Here is a 20,896-nt window from a genome sequence, read left to right on the forward strand (position 1 = left end):
GTTGTTCAGCCAGTCGGCGCCGGGGCCGCGGCGTCGGACCAGGGATTGCCGGCGGCGTTGGTGGCCGCGTGTTGCGCCGGGGCCCCGGCGTCGGACCAGGGATTGCCGGCGGCGTTGGCGGCCGCGTGTTGCGCCGGGGCCGCGGCGTCGGTCCAGGGATTGCCGGCGGCCGTGGGTTGTACTGTGTTATCCATGCGCCATGCCCTCCCGATCCAGTGCCCGCAACAGACCGCCCTTGGAAATCACGCCGAGATAGCGGCGCTGACTGTCCACCACCGGCACGGGATAGGGCGCCTGGGCCACCGAGATGAGCAATTCATTCAAGGCTGTGTCGGATGGCACCGGGCTTGGGCTGTCGATGATAGCCTGGTCCAGTCCCAAATCGTCCACCGCGGCGGTTTTCAGCGAATCCAGCGAGACGACGCCGAGAAAACGCCGGTCGCGGTCCAGCAGATAGCCGAAATCGCGATCTTCATCCTGCAACAGCCGCAGCGCCGATCGGGGACCGAAGCCCGGCGCTTTGCGCAACAGCGATACCGGACTGCGCCGGGCGATATCGCCGGCGCAAAATACCTGCCCGACGTCGACGCCGCGGAAAAAGGTCCGCACGTAGTCATTGGCCGGGTTGCGCAATATTTCATCAGGCGTGCCCACCTGAATGACTTCTCCCCCCTGCATGATGGCGATGCGATCGCCGATGCGCATCGCTTCATCCAGGTCATGGGAGATAAACACGATGGTTCGCTGTTGCTGGGATTGCAGGTTTATCAGCTCGTCCTGCATTTCCGCACGGATCAACGGGTCAAGGGCGGAAAATGCCTCGTCCATCAGCAGGATATCCGGATCGTTGGCCAGCGCCCGCGCCAGGCCGACCCGCTGCTGCATCCCACCGGACAGTTGGTCTGGCCAGGATTGCGCCTGCTTATCCAAACCGACCTGCTCCAGCGCGGCCAGCGCCCTGGACTGTCGCTCGCGCAGCGGCACCCCGGCCAGCATCAGGCCGAATGCGGCGTTGTCCAGCACATTGAGATGCGGCATCAGCGCGAAGGATTGAAACACCATACTGATCTTTTTACGCCGCACGCCGCGCATGGCTTTGTCGGAGAGCCGCGCGATATCCGTGCCGTCGATCAGGACTTCGCCCCGAGTGGGTTCTATCAGACGATTGAGGAGGCGTACCAATGTGGATTTACCCGAGCCGGATAATCCCATGATGACGAATATCTCGCCTTCTTCAATCGCCAGAGAGGCGTTTTTCACCCCCACCGTCATACCGGTTTTTTCAAATATCGTATCTTTGCTGTGTCCGGCCTGAATGAGCTTAAATACCCGCTCCGGGTGCTCGCCGAATATCTTATAAAGGTTTTTTATCTCAAGTTTTACAGCCATTGATTTATCGATTTCCTATGTAATTTATCCGCTACATTGGCCTTTGTTAGAATAAAACGCCTTATACCCTAACATATTTGACATATAAGGCAACCCTTAAACCCATCCCATTAGGATCATACCCCCGCCATTTTGGTCCCGGTCAGTGTCTGGCATCTTTGCGCATGCCTTGTTTGTTCCTGTTTCTCAGCGCTTTTCAGATACAAAATGGCCGCGCTAATAACACTCAGCGGGATAGTCTATGAATGGCGTATTTTCCCATATCCCCGTTGCAGTGAATGAGTCCTGTCGATTGCCGGACTTCATTTACCTCAGGAGACTTTTGGGCTGTGCTTAGGGAAGGAAGTGAACCGGCGGTATTCTGTCTCTCACCGCGGTCCGTCATGGACGGTGCAAATGCGTCTCCGACGAATTTGCCGCTTCCTTGCCGCCGCGATGCAACTCGAAATATTTAATGTGTAATTAGAATGCCCAGTCTTCGTCCTCGGTATTTACCGCCCGACCGACCACATAAGAAGAACCGGAACCGGAGAAGAAATCGTGGTTTTCATCGGCATTGGGCGCCAGCGCCGCCAGAATCGCCGGATTGACATCCGCCAACGCGGCCGGGAACAGCGCCTCATAACCGAGATTCATCAATGCCTTATTGGCATTGTAATGCAAAAATGCCCGCACTTCCTCTAGCCAGCCGATATCGCCATAAAGGTCTTCGCTATACACCAGTTCGTTTTCGTAAAGATCCTGCAACAGGTCATAGGCAAAGGCTTTGATTTCTTCCCGGCGCGCGGGGGTGCAGTGCGCCAACGCACGTTGAAATTTATAGCCAATATAATAACCATGTACCGCTTCGTCGCGGATAATCAGTCGAATAAGATCGGCGGTATTGGTCAATTTGGCCCGGCTGGAAAAATACATCGGCAAATAGAATCCGGAGTAAAATAAAAAAGATTCCAGAAATACGCTGGCGATTTTTTTAGTTAACGGATCTTCTTGTCGATAATAGTCGCCAATAATCGCCGCTTTATTTTGCAAGGCCTTGTTTTGCTCGCTCCAGCAATAAGCCGCATCCACTTCGGCGGTATGACAAAGCGTGGAGAATATCGAGCTGTAAGAGCGGGCGTGGACCGCCTCCATAAAACAGATATTGGATAGCACCGCTTCTTCATGCGGCGTTACGGCATCGGCCATGAGCGCCGGCGCGCCGACGGTATTTTGCAGGGTATCCAGCAAGGTCAGGCCGGTAAATACCCGGATGGTCAACCGCTGTTCCTGCGCCGATAAGGTTTTCCAGGAAGAAAGATCATTGGACAGCGGAATTTTCTCCGGCAACCAGAAATTGGCGGTCAAACGATTCCAGACCTCCAAATCTTTTTCGTCCGCGAGACGGTTCCAGTTTACCGCCCTGAGCGTTGGCGACAATATTGCGGCATGCATGATTCAACCTCCTGAAAATATCAAAGGGCGCAAGAAACGCAGCCCTGGACTTCGGTGCCTTCCAGCGCCATTTGCCGGATGCGGATGTAATAAAGCGTTTTGATGCCTTGCTTCCAGGCGGTTATCTGCGCTTTGTTAATATCGCGGGTAGTGGCGGTATCGCGAAAAAACAGCGTCAAAGACAGGCCCTGGTCCACATGCCGGCTGGCGGCGGCATAGGTAGCAATGATTTTTTCCGGCCCGATTTCATAGGCATCCCGGTAATAGGGCAAGGTATCTTCATCCAGATAGGGCGCCGGATAGTAGACCCGTCCGGTTTTGCCCTCCTTGCGAATCTCAATGGGCGAGACGATGGGATGGATGCTGGACGTGGCGTGGTTGATATAGGAAATGGATCCGGTCGGCGGTACCGCCTGAAGGTTCTGATTATACAGACCGTAAGTCATGACCGATTCCCGCAAAGCCAGCCAGTCATCCCTGTCGGGCAGGTCTATGTCGGCCTTGGCGAACAACTGGCGCACCCGCTCGGTGGCGGGTCGCCACGCCTTTTCCAGGTATGGCCGGAAATACTCGCCGGAGGCGTATTTCGACCGGCCAAAGTCGGCGAATGTCCTGCCACGCTCTTTGGCCAGTCGATTTGAGGCTCGCAAGGCGTGGTAGGTGACGGCGTAGAAATACATATTGGTGAAATCCACGCCCTCTTCGGAACCGTAATGAATGTGCTCGCGCGCCAGATAGCCGTGCAGATTCATTTGACCGAGACCGATGGCGTGGGATTCATCGTTGCCTTTGACAATGGAGGGCACCGACGTGATTTGGCTCATATCGGCCACCGAAGTCAGGGCGCGGACCGCGATGTCCACCGTGCGGCCGAAATCCGGCGAGTCCATGGCGCGGGCGATGTTCAGCGAGCCGAGATTACAGGAGATATCTTTACCCACCCGCCGGTAGCTCAGATCCTCGTTGTATTCCGTGGCGCTGTTCACCTGCAAAATTTCCGAACAGAGATTGCTCATATTGATCCGGCCGTCGATGGGATTGGCCCGGTTGACGGTATCTTCGAAAACCATATAGGGATAACCGGATTCAAACTGAATTTCCGCCAGGGTCTGGAAAAAACGGCGGGCATCGACAGTGGTCTTGCGAATGCGCGGATCGGCGACCATTTCATGATAACGTTCGCTGATGGCTATCTGGGAAAACGGCTTGTTGTAAACCCGTTCCACATCATAGGGGGAAAACAGACACATCGGCTGATTATCGCGGGCCAACTGAAAGGTGATATCCGGTACCACTACGCCCAGGGACAGGGTTTTGATGCGGATTTTTTCGTCGGCGTTTTCCCGTTTGGTATCCAGAAAGCGCATGATGTCCGGATGATGAGCGTGCAGGTAAACCGCGCCGGCGCCCTGGCGCGCGCCAAGCTGGTTGGCGTAGGAAAAGGCGTCTTCCAGCATTTTCATCACCGGCACCACGCCGGACGACTGATTTTCAATGCGTTTGATGGGCGCCCCCGCCTCGCGCAGGTTGCTCAGCATAAAGGCCACACCGCCGCCGCGCTTCGACAGTTGCAGCGCGGCGTTGATGGCACGGCCGATGGACTCCATATTGTCTTCGATACGCAGCAGGAAACAGGAAACGAACTCGCCCCGCTGCTGCTTGCCGCAATTGAGGAAAGTCGGCGTCGCCGGTTGAAACCGTCCGCTGAGCATCTCGTCCAGCAAATCGAGGGCCAGATCGGGATTGCCGGCGGCCAAAGTCAGCGCCACCATGCAGACCCGGTCCTCGAAGTGCTCCAGATATTGGCGGCCGTCAAACGTTTTCAGGGCGTAGCCGCTGTAGAATTTCAGCGCGCCCATAAAGGTTTGAAACCGGAATCGCCGGGTCGCGGCCCGGCGGAACAGTTCATCTATGAAATCCGGGGCATAGGGCGCCAGAACCTTTGCTTCATAATAGCCTTCCGCCGTTAATGCCTCCAATCGGGCGCGCGGCGAGGCGAATCGCCGGCTGTTGGGTAGAACATGTTGCGCGAAATACTGCGCGATGGCCTGGCGGTCTTTATCGAGCTGCAACCGTCCCTGTGCGTCGTAAAGGTTGAGCATGGCATTCAGCGCGTGGTAATCAGCCAGTTCCGGCCCGGGACGGGCGGTATTCAGTTCTGTCGTTGGCAACATGTCGTGACTCCCAGAGAGACCTGCCGCACGTCTTCCGGCGTGCCCAGTAATTCAAAACGATGCAGTACCGGCACCTGGCATTTACGGGCGATGATATCGCTCCCCCGGCAAAACGCCGCGCCGAAACTGCGATTGCCGGCGCCTATCACTCCGCGCAACCAGGCGCGATTGACGGCGTTATTGAGAAAGCGAATCACCGGCGGCGGTACCGCGCCCTGATCCCCGCCGCCGCCATAACTTGGCGTGATCAGGATATAGGGACGATCCAGGGTCGGCATCTGGCCGCCGGCCAAGGGAATTCGCCATGCCGGCCACGGCAGTTTGCCGACAAAACGGTGGGTATTCTCCGAACAGCTGGAGAAATTAACCAGGGCGGGTAGGGAAGGCGTCATCGTCATGACGCCAGCGCGGCGGTCAGCGCGCCGATTTTATCCGGGCGAAAGCCGCTCCAATGATCGTCGGCGGTTTCCACCACCGGCGCCTGCCGATAGCCGAGCGAGCGCACATGATCCCACGCCCGTCCATCAGCCATCAAATCGACGCATTGGTAAGCGACGCCCTTGCGGTCCAGCGCCCGACAAGTGGCATGGCATTGCACGCAGTCCGGCTTTGTGTAAATAATAATGCTCATGATTCGTATTTACCTCACGAGTTATTTTAGTTCCCTTCTCCTCTCCTTTAGCGGACAGGAGCCTAATGGGTGAAGCAGCATTTGATTTAAATACTATATGTAGTTGTAATTGATATCAACCATACAATATATAGTATTAACGCCCCTGTTCTGCCAAGTCAGTCAGGCGATTTTTTTTAACCGACGTAAATTTTCCGCAAGGACTCTCTTCTTGAATGGGGCGGGAACGCTGGCGGTGGATGGCGGCTGGCGATATGTTTGCCGCCTGTCTGAACCGCGACGGCGGTTGAGGCGAAGGGCGGTAAATGGCGGGGGCGCCCCTTGGCGCCCTCCGGAAAGGCGGTTAGCGGCGCGTAAGCAGCACGCCGAGGATAATGCCTACCGCGGTCGTGATGCCCAGGCTCTGCCAGGGTTTTTCCACCACATAATTTTTGGTCTGGATGGCGGTGTCCCGTGCGTATTGGCTCAGGCGGCCGTTGCCGCCCGCACGGGAACGGGCGTCTTTCAATACGCCCTTGGCTTTGCTGCGCAGTGCGTCGAGCTGTTCTTTGGTGGTTTTTTCCGACGTATTAAGCAACTCATCCAAGGTATCCGCTAACAGAGAAACATCGTCTTTGATATCGCGTTGGATGTCGTCTTTTTCGGCTTTGGTAAACATGTGTTTCTCCCTTTTGTCATAAAAGTCAGTAATCACATTTTAGTCCACACTGGCGAGACCTGCCGGTAAAAGCCCAACGCCAGGCCGGGCCGTGACGAGAAACCGTCCGTTCGGCAATGGCGGGAAAACCGGCCCGGATCCTATTGCAAACCACGGTTCGCCTAGGTTGCCAGAGGTGTTGACGATAACGAAACGACAGGACGTTATGGTTTTTTGGATTATTCTGAAATAAAGGCCGCCGTCTACAGGCGGGGCCGCTAACTGATTACATTAGCTGTAATCACTTCACCGTGACTGAAGAGAGGACAAATAATGTATTTAAGACCCGACGAAGTCGCTCGTGAACTGGAACATGCCGGTTTTGAAAGAGATTATATTTCGCGACAATGCTACGGCTATCGGAAAGGCCATCACTATGTTTATGTCAACCGGGAGGCCAAGTTCGGTCGAACCGCCTTGGTGGTGCATCCCGCGTTAAAGGCGAAAAGCAGTCTGTTCGCCGCCCCGACCTCGCCCGTGCGATCCAGCGGTTATTACCAGGCGTTCCCCGCCGACCCCCATGGGGCGCCGGACAGCCATTACGGTATTCCCCATGGTTTCAGTTCCCGCGCTTCGTTAAACCGGTACTTGCAAAAAATGTTCAATTAACGGCGACCCTTCGCCGACGCGGCACAGGCGACAGACTGTGGGACCCCATTCGGCCGCTGTTTCTTTCGGGTATCCCGGGGCGCGGATTTGCCCGGGACGGACGTGCTCAATGTCGGTTAACCGCCGGCCTGACCTTGTCGCGACGTAAACAAGCGGGACGGGGCATGCCGGGAAGTTTCTCCCGGTCGTCAACGTAGGCGGGGGTATGGCGTCGGCGGGTCCGGGCGCGGTAACCAGCGCGGGGCAAAACCACGCCCGCCTGTCCTCTCCATAATAACACTTCGCACCAATTTGATGAAAACTTGCAACATTTGTACTGGGACTGGTCACGCTTTTTTTACCCCGCGCCGGTCCATCGACGCAATGAACAGGTAATTAGTCAGTTAATCAGTTAATTAATTGATTAGTTAATTAGTGGCATGGTAGTTGCTACTTTCTTGACCGACACCGGGAGAATGCCCCCGGCTTTATTGACTCGCCGCAATGTTACTCGAGTTATTCAGCAAATAGACGTTTCAGGAGTTCCGATAAATGAAAAAAAGAACACTGCTGCTCCAGTTGCTATTGATATGCGCCGGCCTGGCTGTGGGGCAGGCGGCCAATGCCGACGAGGGGCGGCCGCTCGCCATGGACAAGGCATTGCATGATCAATTGCCGGAAAAAATCAAAAGCCAGGGGGTTATCCATCTGGTTACCGATGCCCATTACCCGCCCTGCGAAGTTTTCGCTGACGATAACAAAACCATGGTGGGCTTCGAACCCGATTTGTGGAATGCCATCGGCAAGGTGCTGGGGGTCGGCATCAAGCCGGTATCCATTGATTTCGCCGGTTTGATTCCAGGGGTGAAGAGCGGGCGTTACGATATGGCCATGGAGTGTATCTCCGACAGCCTGGAGCGTGAAAAACAGGTGACGTTCGTGAACTACGCCTACGCCACCAATGAAGTTTATACCCTGGCTGAAAATAAAAGCATTGCCAGCGATCCGCTGACGCTCTGCGGTCTCAACGTCGGCGTACAGTCCGGTACCGATTTCGAACACGCGATCAGGGAAATTTTCTCGCCCAACTGCGTGAAAAACGGCAAACCGGCCATTAACATCACCACACTGCCATCGGCGGATGCCGTATTGCTGGCGCTTTACGCCGGCCGTATCGATTTTGTCTTGAACGACGCCGCCGCGGCCGCCGAAATCAAAAAAGCGGCTCCCCGTCCCATCCGCACGATCTCCATGCCGCTGATGCCGAAATACTATCTGGGCATCGTGGTCAAACCGGATAATCAGGCATTGGCTCAGGCACTGCTTGGCGCGCTGAAAATCCTGTGGGACAACGGCGAATATGCCCGCATCATGAAAAAATGGGATTTGCAGCCGGTTATGCTGGAAGAACCCGGCATCAATTTGTTCACCACGCGACCGATGTAGCGCCAGGGCGATCATCGGCGATGTCTGAATCCATTATCACGGCCAGCGGGCGGCCACCCGCCGCCGATCAGGTCCTGGAGTGCGATGTTCTGGTGGCGGGGTCGGGCAGCGCGGCGTTGAGCGCGGCGTTGACCGCGTCGGCGGCGGGATTATCGGTACTGATCATGGAAAAAGCCGCGGTGTTGGGCGGGACGTCGGCCATGTCCGGCGGAGCCATATGGGTGCCCGCCAATCACCTGGCGCTGGCCCGTGGCGTTGAAGACAGTCCGCAACGGGCGCTGGCCTATCTGCGCGCCACCGCGCCCGACGGCTGGCGGGAAAGCGAAGATCGCCTTTGGGCGGCGTTCGCCCGCTCCGCGCCGGAAATGCTGGCATTTTTGGAAAGCCATACTCCGTTGCGCTTTGAGCTCACCCCGGAGGCCGATCCGTTGATGGCGTTCGACGGCGCCAACGCCTTCGGCCGTATGGTGACGCCGGCGCCGTTGCGCGGCGCGGTGCTGGGTAACCGATGGCGCATCCGCGCGTCGCCGTTGCCGCAGATATATACCTACCAAGAGGTGATCCGCGAGGACATCTATCATCACCCGCTGCGTACGGCAATCCGCTATGCGCCCCGGTTATTGGCGCGCTGGCTGACCGGTACCCGCACCAAGGGCGCGGCGCTGATCACCGGGCTGTTGGCCGGTTGCCTGGCCCAGGGCTGCCGGGTGGAAACCTCCACGCGGGTTTTGGAGCTTATCACCGACCCGTCGCAGCGGATTGTGGGGGCTTGGGCGTCCCGGCACGGGCGTCTGATTCGCGTGTCGGCCGCCCGGGGCGTCGTGTTGGCCAGCGGTGGTTTCGAATGGGATCCACGGCGACGGGCCGTTCATTTTCCCGGCCCGTTCGACGCCATCTCCAGCCCCCCCACCAACGAAGGGGATGCCCATCGCATGGCCGAGGCCGTGGGGGCGCGACTGGCGCATATGGACCAGGCCGCCATCAGCGGTTCGCTGCCTGGCCGATATGAAGGCCGGCCCTACGGCTTATCGGTGTTCTTTCAATACGAGCCGAACGTTATCCTGGTCAATCGCCACGGACGACGTTTTACCAATGAATTCGCTTTTAATCTGGGCGAGGCGCTGGATAGGCGCGACGATGGGGATCAGTTGCCGCGGCATCTCCCCGCCTGGCTTATCGCCGATGTCCGGTTACTGTGGCGGGCCCCCCTGCTGTTGGCCTATGCCCTGCGCGCCAAGGGCTGGCTGCGGCGGGCCGATACCCTGGCCGGTCTGGCCGTGAAACTGGATTTGCCGCCGGATACCCTTGATCGGACGGTGGCGCGCTATAACGCTTTGTGTGAAAGCGGCATCGACGAGGACTTCCAGCGCCATCTTGTCGCCGGGCACGGACAAGGCGATCGTCGCTTACGGGGCGGCATGCTGCCGATACGGCGACCGCCGTTTATCGCCGTGCCGTTCAATCGGACCTTCATGGCCACCAAAGGGGGGCCGCGCACCGATGAATTCGGCCGGGTGATGCATGAAGACGGCGCGGTTATCGAAGGCCTGTTTTGCGCCGGCGTGGCGATGGCCAACCCCATCGGTACCCGGGGCGTCGGCGCCGGCACCACGCTCGGCCCCAATCTGACCTGGGGCTATATCTGCGGCCGCACCCTGGCGCAAGGCGCCGGCCGCGCCCTTTATTCCGCCAGAGAGACAACATTCGATGAACAATAAACCGCTGGCGGGACGGACCGCGCTGATTACCGGCGGCTCAAAGGGCATTGGTCGCGCGGTCGCCCTGGCCGTGGCGCAAGCTGGCGCCGATATTGCATTACTGGTGCGGGGGGATCGCGTCGCGGCGGACGCCTTGTTAACGGAAATCCGCGCCGGCGGCGGCCGGGCCGAGGCGTTTTATGGCGATATCGCCGACCGGGAGCAGGTCGTCCGGCAGATTGCGGCGACGATTGCCTGTTTCGGCGCGGTCCATATGCTGGTGAATAATGCCGGCGCCACTGCGGCCGGCGATTTATTAAGCCTGGGCGACGAGGACTGGCGGCGGGTGATTGACGTCAATCTGACCGGATGTTTTACGGTGTCCGTGACGGCGGCGCAACACATGCGCCGTCAGGGAGGCGGCGTCATTGTCAATATCGCCGGCGCCTCGGCCCACCGGTGCTATCCCGGCGCCGGCGCGTTCGGCCCGGCCAAGGCGGCGGTGGCCAACCTGACCCGGCAGATGGCGGTGGAATGGGCGGATTACGGTATCCGCGTGAACGGCGTCAGTCCGGGACCGATCCGCGAAGCCGGCGACCATTGGCAGCGGGACGAGCCGCAATTGGCCGACGAGGTGGCCCGCCTGCCGCTCAGGCGCGCCGGGACGCCGGAAGACGTGGCCGCGGCGGTGTTGTATCTGCTTGGGGACGGGGCGGCCTATACCACCGGGCATATGCTGGCGGTGGATGGCGGGGGGCTGTGTACCTGGTATATGACCCGTTGACGGCCGTGGGCGCGAACCCGATTGTTTTCTTTAAAGACAGAGGAATCAGGATGACTGACACGACCCTACCGGCGGTGGCCGCTTATCAGGTGGTGAAGCATTTCCATGGCAATGAAATTCTGAAAGGCGTGGATATTACTATCGGCCGGGGCGAAGTCGTCTGTCTTATCGGTCCGTCCGGCTCCGGCAAATCGACTTTTCTGCGTTGCATTAACCATCTTGAGAAAATCGATGGCGGCGCCCTGTATGTGGAAGGCGAGCTGATGGGATACCGACGGGTGGGCGATAAGCTCTACGAACTGAAGGAAGCGGAGATTGCCCGCAGACGCGCCGGGATCGGCATGGTTTTTCAGCGATTCAATCTGTTCGCTCATATGACGGCGCTGGAAAACGTGATCGAGGCGCCGCTGCGGGTGCGGAAAATGCCCCGTAACGAAGCGTTGGAACAGGGGAAAGCGCTGTTGGCGCGAGTTGGGCTATCTCACCGGCTGAACGCTTATCCCGCCCAGCTTTCCGGCGGACAGCAGCAACGGGTGGCTATCGCGCGGGCGCTGGCCATGCGGCCCACGCTGATGTTGTTTGACGAGCCGACCAGCGCCCTTGACCCGGAATTGGTGGGGGAAGTGCTGGATGTGATGCGGGATTTGGCCAAAGACGGCATGACGATGGTGGTGGTTACCCATGAGATGGGGTTCGCCCGGGAAATGGGCGACAGCGTGGCTTTTATGGACAATGGCGCCATCATCGAAAAGAGCCGGCCCGCGGATATGTTCCGCTCGCCGCAACATCCGCGCACGCGCGCGTTTTTATCCAAGTATTTGTCTCAATGAGTATAGAAAGTATATTGTTGTTTTTAAATGATAAAGTTTTAATTAAAAAATTAAATCCGTGGCTGTTTTTTTATTGACAGCGCGGAGCGGTAAGCGCATATTATTAATTAACTGATTAATTAATAATATGCGGCCATCCCCCGATCTTCCTGAAGCCGAGAGAGAGGCAATGTCAGATAATCAGCAATACCGACTCCTGCGCGCGCCGCATATTGGCGCCGGACAGGAAAAACAGTTTCCCCACGACAATCTGGTGGTGGTGCCTAACCGTTATCCCGGGCGGTGGATTTCGGCGACGGTATGCGTACTGTTGTTGTTCCTGCTGGCGCAATCCATGGTTTCCAACGACAATTTCGGCTGGCCCATTGTCGGTCGATACCTGTTTTCGCCGATCATCTTGTCGGGATTGTGGGTAACGGTCTGGCTGACGGCCGTGATTATGTTGCTGGCGGTGGCCCTGGGGGTGGCGATTGCCACCCTGCGGTTATCCGCCAATCCATTGGTGTCGCGTTTCAGTTCCGGTTATATCTGGTTCTTTCGCGGCACGCCGGTGCTGGTGCAACTGATCTTCTGGTATAACCTGGCCGCGCTTTATCCGCAGGCGTATATCGGCATACCGCATGTGTTTACCCTTTATCAAGGCAGCATGAACGATCTTATTACGCCCTATACCGCGGCGATTTTGGGATTGGGTCTGAATGAGGCGGCGTATATGGCGGAAATCGTCCGGGCCGGTCTCGCATCGGTGGATAACGGACAACAGGAGGCGGCGCGCGCCCTGGGAATGAATAAGGGACAATGGCTGCGACGCATTATTTTGCCGCAGGCGATCCCTTTTATTATTCCGCCGACCGGCAATCAAGTTATCGGTATGTTGAAAACCACCTCGCTGGTGAGCGTTATTTCATTATCGGATTTATTGTATTCGGCGCAATCAATCTATTCACGGACGTTTGAAAATATACCGTTATTGATCGTGACCTGTATCTGGTATTTGCTCGCCACCACGTTATTGAGCTGGGTACAAGTTCGGATTGAAAAAGCGTTTCGTAAGGGGCGGTGATGAAACTTGGGTTATTTAATCTGATGTCCTACCAGGATAACCCGCAAGGGATCCAGGGCGTCATCAATGATATGCGCAGCATGGTGGGTTTGGCGGAAGAACTGGGTTTTGATACCGCCTGGTTCGCCGAGCACCATTTCACCAATTATTCCGTCAGCGTATCGCCGCTGTTAATGGCCGCGCATATGGCGGGCCATAGCCGGCGAATCAGGCTGGGTACGGCGGTTATCGTTTTGCCGCTCTATCAGCCGATGCGTCTGGCGCAGGAGATAGCGCTGGTGGATCGGCTGACCGACGGCCGGCTGGTGTTGGGGATTGGCAGCGGTTACCAGGCTTATGAATTTGATCGCTATGGCGTTGATGTGGAAGAACGCAATCGCCTTCTTCTTGAACATTGGGCAATGATTGAAGCGGCGCTGACCACCGGCCGGACCCATACGGTTTCCCGGCGGGGGGCGCCCATGACCACGGAATTTTTGTTAAGTCCATTGCAAAAACCGCTTCCGCCGCTGTTTATCACCACCACGAATCCGCAATTGCTCGGGCATTTTCAGCGCTGGCGGGCGACCGCGTTTATGACGGCCGGTTGGCGCGGCTCGCCACGGCTGAAAACCATGGTGGACGATGCCCGCCGTTCCTGGCGCGAAGCCGGCCTGCCGGCGGATACACCCGTGGCGGTGCAGCAATATATCCACGTCACCGACAGTAAACGGGCCGCGCTGGCCGCGGCTGAACGCGCCTTGTTTGTCGCCAGGATGATCGCCGCCCTGCACGATAAAGGCCTGGCGACGGAGGGCGCCTTTATCAAAGCGCCGGCGTTTGCCGGCGAGCCAGAAGCATCGACGGTTCGGGATAATTTGATTATCGGCGATGCGCATTATGTCGCCGAGCGGATTATCCGCGAAGTTAAAGATCTGAATCCGTCCCATTATAATTGTTTTTTCCAATTCGGCGATATGCCGATACATGACGCTCGGCAATCATTGCAAAAATTCGGCCTGGAAGTCATTCCGTTATTGGAAAAAGCGCTGGGTAAGGTGACCGTGAATAGCTAATACGGCTCCGCCGGCGAATTGCAATACGAAAAACTGGAATGACGCAACGTCATCTTATTCGACTTGCCCTGTTATTAGAGAGGGGGAAATATGCCCGTATATTCACAGCGAATTGATTGCGCCGTGGACGATTGCGCGTTAATTGTGGAAAGAATCAAGCAGCAGCAATCCGCCGATCCGGCCTTGGCCGCCACCTTGCCGCCGGAGGCTTATCATAGCGATGCTTTTTTCAATCATGAAATAACGAAGATCTTTCGTGGTGATTGGTTGTTTATCGGCCATGTCTCACAGATCCCCGAGGTCGGCGATTATTTTACCCTGGATATCGTTAACGAACCGCTGGTGGCGGTGCGCAACCCGGAGGGCGTCCGGGTTATGTCGGCGGTGTGCCTGCACCGCTGGGCGCCGATTGTCAACGGCCAGGGCAATGCCAAGGCGTTTGTCTGTCCGTTCCACAACTGGACCTACGATATCGCCGGGCGGCTTGTCGGCACGCCCTATATGAATCAGGCGGCGCAGTTTGATCGGCGCCAGTGTGGTCTGCCGGTGATTCGCAGCGAAATTTTTCACGGCATGATTTTTATCACGTTCTCCGAGCAGGTCGAGTCCCTCGCCCAGCGGCTGAAACCCTTGAACGCCCTGTTCGACCGATTCCAGGTGGCGGACCTGACCACGGCGTATACCCTGGATTACGATTGCCCGTTCAACTGGAAAATGGCGGTGGAAACCTTTATGGAGTGCTACCACCACTCCGCCGTGCATCGCACCACGCTTGAGGAGAGTTTCCCCGGACGTCTGAGCTATATCGGCGAAGACGGTCCCGGCTGGACCTTCTGTCACCAGCCGCTACGCAAAAACGGCGAACTGTCCGAAGTTCTAACCGAAGGCCTGATTCCCCTGGAAGGGTTCAGCGAGCAGGAGATGCGGGAAATCCATCTGCTGCTGATTTATCCCTCCTGCCTGATAGGCCTCAATCCCGACAGGCTCAGCATCAGCACGCTGTTGCCCGTCAATCGGCAAATGACGGTCTGGCATCGTCTGGTGCTGGTTTCAAAAGCCTCGGCCGGGCAGCCCGACTTCGCCCAAACCGCCGCCGCCATGAAGAACGCCAGCCTGTCCATTATTGATGAGGACCTGGAGATCAACGCCGCCCAGCAGCGGGGCAGCGCCTCGCGTCTGGCGCAATCTGGGCGTTTGGGGCATCTCGAGACCACGGTCTGGCATTTGGCCAACTATATCCGTACCCGAATCTGAACGGCGGCGGCACGATCAATACAGGAAGGTAAACTGCATGAAAATAGTCAAACTTGGGCGATCCGGACTGGAGGTTTCCGCACTGTGTCTGGGCTGCATGACCTACGGCGAGCCGGAACGAAGCGGGTATGGCTGGACGCTGGATGAGCGGCAAAGCCGGCCGTTCATTCAACAGGCCCTGGATATCGGCATCAATTTTTTTGATAGCGCCAATGCCTACTCCCACGGGCACAGCGAAGAAATTCTCGGCCGGGCCCTGCGGGATTTCGCCCGGCGCGAAGACGTGGTCATCACCACCAAAGTCTATAACCCCATGCGTTCGGGGCCGAATGCCAAGGGCTTGTCGCGCAAGGCGATTATGACGGAGATTGACGCCAGCCTGCGGCGTTTGCAGACGGATTATGTCGATCTCTATCAGATCCATCGCTGGGATTATGACACCCCTTTGGAAGAAACCCTCGAGGCGCTGCACGACCTGGTGAAAATGGGCAAAGTCCGCTATCTGGGCGCATCGTCCATGTATGCCTGGCAATTTTGCAAGGCGCAGCATGTCGCGCGGCAACATGGCTGGACGCCCTTCATCGCCATGCAAAACCATCTCAATCTGCTTTATCGGGAGGAAGAGCGGGAGATGCTTGGCCTGTGCCGGGACGAAGGCGTTGGCGTGACGCCGTGGAGCCCGCTGGCCAGGGGACGGCTTACCCGCCCCTGGCAGCAGGCGGCCGCCACCGGACGCGGCGCCGATGACGGCTATGCCCGGTTCCTTTATCAGGCCACCGAACAGGCGGATCGCCGCGTTATTGAAGCGGTGACCGAGGTCGCCGCCGGACGCGGCATATCCCAGGCCCAGGCGGCCCTGGCCTGGCTGTTTACCAAACCACAGGTGGCGGCGCCCATTATCGGCGCCACCGCGTTCGACCATCTGACCGAAGCCGCCGCCGCGACGGAGCTGGCTCTGACGGCCGATGAAATCGCCGCCATGGAAGCGCCCTATATTCCCCATCAGGTCGTGGAGCATACCTGATGCGGGACAACCTCTTTGTTAGCAAGCAGAGTCTATTATGAACAAAAATCGCCAGCAGATCGCAGAGATCGCAGAACAGTTGCAACACTTGGGAGTGGAGTATTGCATGGGCGCCTATGTGGATATCCACGGCGTGCCGAAAGGGAAGGTGGTGCCTCTTGGGCATCTCGGCCAGATGGCGGCCGGCTCCGAGCGGTATACCGGTTATGCCCTGGACGGGCTGGGACAGTTGCCCAATGAGGACGAGTTGACGTCGGTGCCGGATCTCGGGCATATCATTCAACTGCCCTGGGAACCGAAAATCGCCTGGATGCCGGCGGATAATGCGTTCAAGGGCGAGCCCTATCCGTTGAATACCCGGGTGGCGCTGAAGAATGCGCTGGCCGAGGCCAACCGCATGGGGTTCGGTTTCCATTTGGGCATCGAATGCGAGGTGTATCTGCTCAAACAGGACGAAGGTGGGCGGCTGACGGTGCCCGATCGGGATAATAAACTGACTAAGCCCTGCTACGATCTGCGTGGTTTCGTCGACCAGTTCCCCTGGCTGGACAAAATGTCCTCCGCCATTAACGGCCTGGGATGGGATTTATATTCCCTTGACCATGAAGACGGCAACTCCCAGTTTGAATTCGATTTTAATTATGCCGATGCGTTGACCACCTGCGACCGGTTTATCTTTTTCCGCTTCATGGCCAAGCACTATGCCAAGGAATTGGGGCTGCTGGCCACCATGATGCCCAAGCCCTTCGCCAACAAAACCGGCACCGGGGCGCACTTTAACATGTCGCTTTATGATTTGGCCGATGGCGGCAATGTGTTCGCATCGCAAAAAGATCCCCGCGGGCTGGGTTTGTCCGAAACCGGCTACCATTTTATCGGCGGTCTGCTGAAACACGGCCGGGCGCTATGCGCGGCGTTCGCGCCTACCGTCAACAGCTACAAACGCCTGGTTCGCCAGGGCGCGATGAGCTACTTCTCCTGGGCGCCGGTGTTCAATTCCTATGGTTCCAATAACCGGACCAATTCGGTACGGGTACCGGCCGGCGGCGGCCGTTGCGAGTCGCGCAATGCCGACGGCGCGGTGAACCCCTATCTGGCGGCCACCCTGGCGCTGGCCGCCGGGCTGGAAGGGATCCGCGAGAAAATCGATCCCCGGGATCCCAACGAAGACAATCTCTATGCCATCAGCGAACACGAACGGCGAGCCAGGGGCATTGATTTCCTGCCGCAAAATCTGCTGGAGGCGGTGGAGGCCTTTGCCGAGGACCCGTTTGTCGAGGCGACGCTCGGCACCGCGTTACGTGATGAGTTCGTGAGATACAAAATGCAGGAATGGAATAACTACCATCTGCATGTCAGCCAATGGGAAATCGATCAGTACAGCACACTTTTCTAACGCAGGATTCGGCTTCGCGATGAAACAAGCAAATGTATTCCCTATGACGGTGACGGGGCGCAGGGACGCGGGCGGGGGCGTGATCATCCTGACGCTGGCCCGGCCGGACGGCGGGCCGTTACCGCCGTTTACCGCCGGCGCGCATATCCCGCTGTATCTGCCGGGCGGGTTAACGCGATATTATTCCTTATGCGGCGATCCGGCGCGCCGGCGCGAATACATGCTGGCGGTGCTGGCCGCCCGCCCCTCGCAAGGCGGCGGTCGGATTATCCGTGAATGCTTGTTGCCGGGGACCGGTTTGTCCGTGGGCGAGCCGCGTAACCATTTTCCCCTACGCAATCGTCCCGGCCCGGTTTTGCTGCTGGCCGGCGGTATCGGTATCACGCCGCTCTTGCCGATGGCTTTGGACTTGCGACGCCGTGGCTTGCCGTATCGGTTGTATTATGCCGGCCGCGCCGAGACCTTGCGGGCTTTCGCCGAAGAACCGGCCTATGCGGCTATAGTTGCCGATATCGGTTTGCTGTCGGCCGCCGCCGCCGACCCGGCCGACCCCATCGCGCGCATTGGCGCCAATCCCGATGTCGACGCGGGGGATGGCGGCGACCAGCCCGGGTGGGCGGGGTCCCTGGCGCGGACCCTACAAGACTGGCGGCGCGATGGACAATTCCAGCTGTATTACTGCGGTTCCGCCGGTTTTATGCAGACTGTCGCCGGGCAGTGTCTGGCGCTGGGGCTGCCGGCGGAAGATTGCCATTGCGAATCCTTCGCGCCGCCAAAGCCCGCCGGCGAAACCCCCTTTGCGGTGAAAATTCGCGCCACCGGCGAGATCATCCCGGTCGGCGCCGGAGAAACCATTGCCGGGGCGCTGAGGCAGGCGGGCATCGCGGTGGAAACGTCCTGCGGCCTGGGGGTGTGCGGCACCTGCCTGGCGGCGGTAATAGAGGGTATTCCCGATCATCGCGACGATTATCTGAGCGCCAGCGAAAAGGCGGCGAACGACAAGATTTTGCTATGTTGTTCCCGCGCCCGTTCGGCAACCCTGGTCATTGATCTTGAGTTTTGACAACACGAGGTAGCATATTATGTCTCTGGCACCCTTTCATTTGGCCATTCCGGTTTACGATTTGGCCGCGGCCCGCCATTTCTACGGGGAAATATTCGGTTGCGAGGAAGGACGCAGCAGCGAACAGTGGGTGGATTTTAATTTCTTCGGCCACCAACTGGTGATACATGAACATCCGCAAACTGCCAGCCAGCGGCAGGTCCACACCAATCCGGTGGATGGTCATGATGTGCCGGTGCCGCATTTCGGCGTGGTATTGGCCTGGGACGACTGGCAGGCGCTGGCCAAACGCCTGACTGAGCGGGGCGCCGACTTCGTGATTGGACCTTACATCCGCTTTAAGGGGCAAGTGGGCGAGCAGGCCACCCTCTTTTTGCTCGACCCTTGTCAGAACGCGCTGGAATTCAAGGCATTCAAGGATATTGGCCAGTTGTTCGCCAAATAGCCGCAAGGGCCGGGACAGGAGAATACCCATCCCGGCCAACGCAGGTGCGATCTGACGTGTGACGGGACAATATCGGAAGCGGCATTGATCAGGTGGGTTTGGCCTCAAGATGTTCAAAGACGAATTCACGCATGCAGTTAATGGCATGTTTGTATTTGAATTTGGGAAACATAACGGTACGAAATAATACCCCGTCGAGGAAAGTGGAAATAAACATGGCCATATCCACCGGATTGACTTCCCGGAAGACGCCGGCGTTGATGCCGTCCTTCAGGGTATTTTTCAGCACCACCGATTCTTTCTCATAGAATTTGCGGATAGCTTTGTCGATCGCCGGCGTGCGGCCGTTGGTGCTGGCATAATCAAGGCTGATTTTCGCCAGCTTTTGCATCAGATAAAATTCCAAAATATGGATTTGAATCCAGAGGAACAGCACCTCTTTCGGATCCGAGGCGTTCATTTTTATTGAGTCAAATTTCTCGAAGGCGTTTTCCACTGTAGATTCAATGACTTTAAGAAACAGATTTTCTTTGGAGCCAAAATAATAATAGATCAACGCGGAATTTAACCCGGTGGCCTCGGCGATGTCTTTAATGCGCACCGAGGAATAATTCTGCTGCGCGAACAACTCCAGCGCCGAGTCCTGCAAAATGGCCGCGACATCGTTTTGGGGATTTTTGCCGTTTTTGGCCTGAAGCTTTTTATCTTCGGTTGCGATTTTTTTCATAAGGAAGGTTGCGGCCTATGCCAAGTAGTCTTGTCATGATGGATGACAAGGGTGACGTAACGGAGAAATTCTATCACAGCCGGCGAAACGGCAACAAGTTAACTATCTGATTAATTAACTAGGTCGCGGGGCGGACCGACACGGGAGGACATATGGTTGACTACCAACACTATCCGCTGGGGGATTTCCCCTTGCAATCCGGCGAGGTGTTGCGGGAAGGCTTTCTGGCTTACGAGACGCACGGCCGGCTGAATGCCCGACGGGACAACGCCGTCCTGCTGCCTTCCTGGTATACCGGCACCCACCGTTCCTGGCGGGCCATGATAGGCAGCGGGAGGGCGCTGGATCCGGCGCGCTATTTCATCATCGCCGTCAATATGTTCGGCAATGGCCTGTCCAGTTCGCCCAGTAACTCCCGCCGCCAGGGCGGGGCTGGCTTTCCCTTTGTCGCCATCGGCGATAATGTCCGGGCGCAGCATCGGCTGGTGATCGAACATCTTGGCGTCGCCGTCCTGGCGCTGATCGCCGGCTGGTCTATGGGCGCCATGCAGGGCTGGCACTGGGCGGCGCTTTATCCGCAACGGGTCGCGGCGTTTCTGCCGATATGCGGCACCGCCCGTTGCTGGCCGCTGAACTCTGTTTTCCTGGAGGGGATTAAAGCGGCGTTAATGGCCGATGCGACGTTCGATAAGGGCCATTATGCCCGCCCGCCCGAGGCCGGATTGGCCGCCTTCGGCCGCTGCTATGCCGGCTGGGCCTACTCGGCCGCCTTTTTTCGCGACCGGTTGTATACCCGACTGAATTTCGCCACGCTGGAAGATTTACTGCGCGCGTGGGAGCGCGATCATTGCCAATGGGACGCCAACGATTTGTTATGCATGCTGCATACCTGGCAGCAGGGGGATATCGGCCGCGAACCGGCATTCGGCGGGGAAACGCAAGCGGGGCTGCGCGCTATCCGGGCCAGGACTATCGTGATGCCTTGTCATACTGATCAGTACTTTACCGAGGAAGAAGCCCGACAGGAATACCTGACGCTATCCAACGCCCGTTGGCGTCCGCTGTTATCCCCCTATGGCCATTGCGCCGGCGCCCCCGGCCGATTCGCCGCCGAGACGGCGGTTATTGAACACGCCATGGCGGAACTGCTGGCCGGCGCGTGAAAAGCTTGACGCCAAGACGCGGCCCGGTCTTGGCGA

The 20,896-nt window shown here is 57.8% G+C and carries 21 protein-coding genes; 13 read left to right on the forward strand and 8 right to left on the reverse strand.

Going from position 1 to position 20,896, the window contains the following annotated elements; translation table 11 throughout:
• Positions 1-5: 5 nt before the first annotated feature.
• The 7 genes from FCN80_RS26840 to FCN80_RS14390 form a co-directional block, all read right to left on the reverse strand.
• Positions 6-194 (reverse strand): hypothetical protein, encoded by a 189-nt coding sequence (locus tag FCN80_RS26840; protein ID WP_230492679.1) that lies wholly within the window; start codon positions 192-194, stop codon positions 6-8.
• Positions 187-1,401, reverse strand: coding sequence for a glycine betaine/L-proline ABC transporter ATP-binding protein ProV (proV, locus tag FCN80_RS14365; protein WP_373880338.1), 1,215 nt, complete (start codon positions 1,399-1,401; stop codon positions 187-189). Before proV ends, FCN80_RS26840 begins: the two co-directional genes overlap by 8 nt.
• A 450-nt stretch (positions 1,402-1,851) precedes the next feature.
• On the reverse strand, positions 1,852-2,823 hold the full coding sequence (nrdF, locus tag FCN80_RS14370; protein ID WP_136990847.1) for a class 1b ribonucleoside-diphosphate reductase subunit beta: 972 nt from the start codon (positions 2,821-2,823) through the stop codon (positions 1,852-1,854).
• Positions 2,824-2,843: 20 nt separating this feature from the next.
• Positions 2,844-4,997: a class 1b ribonucleoside-diphosphate reductase subunit alpha gene (gene nrdE, locus FCN80_RS14375; protein WP_136990848.1), complete on the reverse strand. Its 2,154-nt coding sequence runs from the start codon at positions 4,995-4,997 to the stop codon at positions 2,844-2,846.
• Positions 4,976-5,389 (reverse strand): class Ib ribonucleoside-diphosphate reductase assembly flavoprotein NrdI, encoded by a 414-nt coding sequence (gene nrdI / locus FCN80_RS14380; RefSeq protein WP_136990849.1) that lies wholly within the window; start codon positions 5,387-5,389, stop codon positions 4,976-4,978. Before nrdI ends, nrdE begins: the two co-directional genes overlap by 22 nt.
• Before the next feature lie 2 nt (positions 5,390-5,391).
• Entirely contained in the window at positions 5,392-5,628 is a 237-nt protein-coding gene (nrdH, locus tag FCN80_RS14385; RefSeq protein WP_136990850.1) for a glutaredoxin-like protein NrdH, read from the reverse strand.
• A gap of 343 nt (positions 5,629-5,971) precedes the next feature.
• The gene (locus FCN80_RS14390) at positions 5,972-6,286 is read right to left on the reverse strand and encodes an ElaB/YgaM/YqjD family protein (RefSeq protein ID WP_136990851.1); all 315 of its coding nucleotides are present in this window, start codon (positions 6,284-6,286) and stop codon (positions 5,972-5,974) included.
• Between the two features lie 312 nt (positions 6,287-6,598).
• Here FCN80_RS14390 and FCN80_RS14395 point away from each other — a divergent pair, with 312 nt between their 5' ends.
• The 12 genes from FCN80_RS14395 to FCN80_RS14450 all read left to right on the forward strand — a co-directional run bounded on the left by FCN80_RS14395 (position 6,599) and on the right by FCN80_RS14450 (position 18,970).
• On the forward strand, positions 6,599-6,934 hold the full coding sequence (locus FCN80_RS14395) for a DUF2002 family protein (RefSeq protein ID WP_136990852.1): 336 nt from the start codon (positions 6,599-6,601) through the stop codon (positions 6,932-6,934).
• A 531-nt stretch (positions 6,935-7,465) separates the two neighbouring features.
• The gene (locus tag FCN80_RS14400; protein ID WP_136990853.1) at positions 7,466-8,359 is read left to right on the forward strand and encodes an ABC transporter substrate-binding protein; all 894 of its coding nucleotides are present in this window, start codon (positions 7,466-7,468) and stop codon (positions 8,357-8,359) included.
• A gap of 20 nt (positions 8,360-8,379) precedes the next feature.
• Positions 8,380-10,077, forward strand: coding sequence for an FAD-dependent oxidoreductase (locus FCN80_RS14405; protein ID WP_136990854.1), 1,698 nt, complete (start codon positions 8,380-8,382; stop codon positions 10,075-10,077).
• Positions 10,067-10,840 (forward strand): SDR family NAD(P)-dependent oxidoreductase, encoded by a 774-nt coding sequence (locus FCN80_RS14410; RefSeq protein WP_136990856.1) that lies wholly within the window; start codon positions 10,067-10,069, stop codon positions 10,838-10,840. The genes FCN80_RS14405 and FCN80_RS14410 overlap by 11 nt, the downstream gene beginning before the upstream one ends.
• Positions 10,841-10,890: 50 nt before the next feature.
• The gene (locus FCN80_RS14415; RefSeq protein ID WP_136990857.1) at positions 10,891-11,670 is read left to right on the forward strand and encodes an amino acid ABC transporter ATP-binding protein; all 780 of its coding nucleotides are present in this window, start codon (positions 10,891-10,893) and stop codon (positions 11,668-11,670) included.
• Positions 11,671-11,839: 169 nt separating this feature from the next.
• Positions 11,840-12,733, forward strand: a complete 894-nt coding sequence (locus FCN80_RS14420) for an amino acid ABC transporter permease (RefSeq protein ID WP_136990858.1) — start codon at positions 11,840-11,842, stop codon at positions 12,731-12,733.
• Positions 12,733-13,788, forward strand: coding sequence for an LLM class flavin-dependent oxidoreductase (locus FCN80_RS14425; protein ID WP_136990859.1), 1,056 nt, complete (start codon positions 12,733-12,735; stop codon positions 13,786-13,788). The genes FCN80_RS14420 and FCN80_RS14425 overlap by 1 nt, the downstream gene beginning before the upstream one ends.
• Before the next feature lie 90 nt (positions 13,789-13,878).
• Positions 13,879-15,042: an aromatic ring-hydroxylating oxygenase subunit alpha gene (locus FCN80_RS14430; RefSeq protein WP_136990860.1), complete on the forward strand. Its 1,164-nt coding sequence runs from the start codon at positions 13,879-13,881 to the stop codon at positions 15,040-15,042.
• A gap of 37 nt (positions 15,043-15,079) precedes the next feature.
• Complete coding sequence (locus FCN80_RS14435) at positions 15,080-16,066, forward strand: aldo/keto reductase (protein ID WP_136990862.1); 987 nt, start codon at positions 15,080-15,082, stop codon at positions 16,064-16,066.
• A gap of 37 nt (positions 16,067-16,103) precedes the next feature.
• Positions 16,104-17,462, forward strand: coding sequence for a type III glutamate--ammonia ligase (glnT, locus tag FCN80_RS14440; protein WP_136990863.1), 1,359 nt, complete (start codon positions 16,104-16,106; stop codon positions 17,460-17,462).
• A 19-nt stretch (positions 17,463-17,481) separates the two neighbouring features.
• A complete protein-coding gene (locus tag FCN80_RS14445) occupies positions 17,482-18,525 on the forward strand; it encodes a PDR/VanB family oxidoreductase (RefSeq protein ID WP_170975397.1) in 1,044 nt (347 codons plus the stop codon).
• Between the two features lie 19 nt (positions 18,526-18,544).
• On the forward strand, positions 18,545-18,970 hold the full coding sequence (locus FCN80_RS14450) for a VOC family protein (protein ID WP_136990867.1): 426 nt from the start codon (positions 18,545-18,547) through the stop codon (positions 18,968-18,970).
• An 88-nt stretch (positions 18,971-19,058) separates the two neighbouring features.
• Here FCN80_RS14450 and FCN80_RS14455 read toward each other — a convergent pair whose 3' ends face one another.
• Positions 19,059-19,697, reverse strand: a complete 639-nt coding sequence (locus FCN80_RS14455) for a TetR/AcrR family transcriptional regulator (RefSeq protein ID WP_136990868.1) — start codon at positions 19,695-19,697, stop codon at positions 19,059-19,061.
• Between the two features lie 152 nt (positions 19,698-19,849).
• On the opposite strand from FCN80_RS14455, the gene FCN80_RS14460 reads away from it, so the two are divergent.
• Positions 19,850-20,860 carry an alpha/beta fold hydrolase gene (locus FCN80_RS14460; RefSeq protein WP_136990870.1) on the forward strand — a complete coding sequence of 337 codons (1,011 nt, stop codon included), beginning with the start codon at positions 19,850-19,852 and terminating at the stop codon, positions 20,858-20,860.
• Positions 20,861-20,896: the final 36 nt, after the last annotated feature.

The organism is Martelella alba (assembly GCF_005217455.1).
In the GTDB taxonomy this organism is placed as follows: domain Bacteria; phylum Pseudomonadota; class Gammaproteobacteria; order Enterobacterales; family Enterobacteriaceae; genus Acerihabitans.

Excerpts from the sequence above, each read along its gene's own strand:
- FCN80_RS26840 (WP_230492679.1), bottom strand. The coding sequence starts at position 194 with ATGGATAACACAGTACAACCCACGGCCGCCGGCAATCCCTGGACCGAC.
- nrdF (WP_136990847.1), bottom strand. The coding sequence starts at position 2,823 with ATGCATGCCGCAATATTGTCGCCAACGCTCAGGGCGGTAAACTGGAAC.
- nrdE (WP_136990848.1), bottom strand. The coding sequence starts at position 4,997 with ATGTTGCCAACGACAGAACTGAATACCGCCCGTCCCGGGCCGGAACTG.
- nrdI (WP_136990849.1), bottom strand. The coding sequence starts at position 5,389 with ATGACGCCTTCCCTACCCGCCCTGGTTAATTTCTCCAGCTGTTCGGAG.
- nrdH (WP_136990850.1), bottom strand. The coding sequence starts at position 5,628 with ATGAGCATTATTATTTACACAAAGCCGGACTGCGTGCAATGCCATGCC.
- FCN80_RS14390 (WP_136990851.1), bottom strand. The coding sequence starts at position 6,286 with ATGTTTACCAAAGCCGAAAAAGACGACATCCAACGCGATATCAAAGAC.
- FCN80_RS14395 (WP_136990852.1), top strand. The coding sequence starts at position 6,599 with ATGTATTTAAGACCCGACGAAGTCGCTCGTGAACTGGAACATGCCGGT.
- FCN80_RS14400 (WP_136990853.1), top strand. The coding sequence starts at position 7,466 with ATGAAAAAAAGAACACTGCTGCTCCAGTTGCTATTGATATGCGCCGGC.
- FCN80_RS14405 (WP_136990854.1), top strand. The coding sequence starts at position 8,380 with ATGTCTGAATCCATTATCACGGCCAGCGGGCGGCCACCCGCCGCCGAT.
- FCN80_RS14410 (WP_136990856.1), top strand. The coding sequence starts at position 10,067 with ATGAACAATAAACCGCTGGCGGGACGGACCGCGCTGATTACCGGCGGC.
- FCN80_RS14415 (WP_136990857.1), top strand. The coding sequence starts at position 10,891 with ATGACTGACACGACCCTACCGGCGGTGGCCGCTTATCAGGTGGTGAAG.
- FCN80_RS14420 (WP_136990858.1), top strand. The coding sequence starts at position 11,840 with ATGTCAGATAATCAGCAATACCGACTCCTGCGCGCGCCGCATATTGGC.
- FCN80_RS14425 (WP_136990859.1), top strand. The coding sequence starts at position 12,733 with ATGAAACTTGGGTTATTTAATCTGATGTCCTACCAGGATAACCCGCAA.
- FCN80_RS14430 (WP_136990860.1), top strand. The coding sequence starts at position 13,879 with ATGCCCGTATATTCACAGCGAATTGATTGCGCCGTGGACGATTGCGCG.
- FCN80_RS14435 (WP_136990862.1), top strand. The coding sequence starts at position 15,080 with ATGAAAATAGTCAAACTTGGGCGATCCGGACTGGAGGTTTCCGCACTG.
- glnT (WP_136990863.1), top strand. The coding sequence starts at position 16,104 with ATGAACAAAAATCGCCAGCAGATCGCAGAGATCGCAGAACAGTTGCAA.
- FCN80_RS14445 (WP_170975397.1), top strand. The coding sequence starts at position 17,482 with ATGAAACAAGCAAATGTATTCCCTATGACGGTGACGGGGCGCAGGGAC.
- FCN80_RS14450 (WP_136990867.1), top strand. The coding sequence starts at position 18,545 with ATGTCTCTGGCACCCTTTCATTTGGCCATTCCGGTTTACGATTTGGCC.
- FCN80_RS14455 (WP_136990868.1), bottom strand. The coding sequence starts at position 19,697 with ATGAAAAAAATCGCAACCGAAGATAAAAAGCTTCAGGCCAAAAACGGC.
- FCN80_RS14460 (WP_136990870.1), top strand. The coding sequence starts at position 19,850 with ATGGTTGACTACCAACACTATCCGCTGGGGGATTTCCCCTTGCAATCC.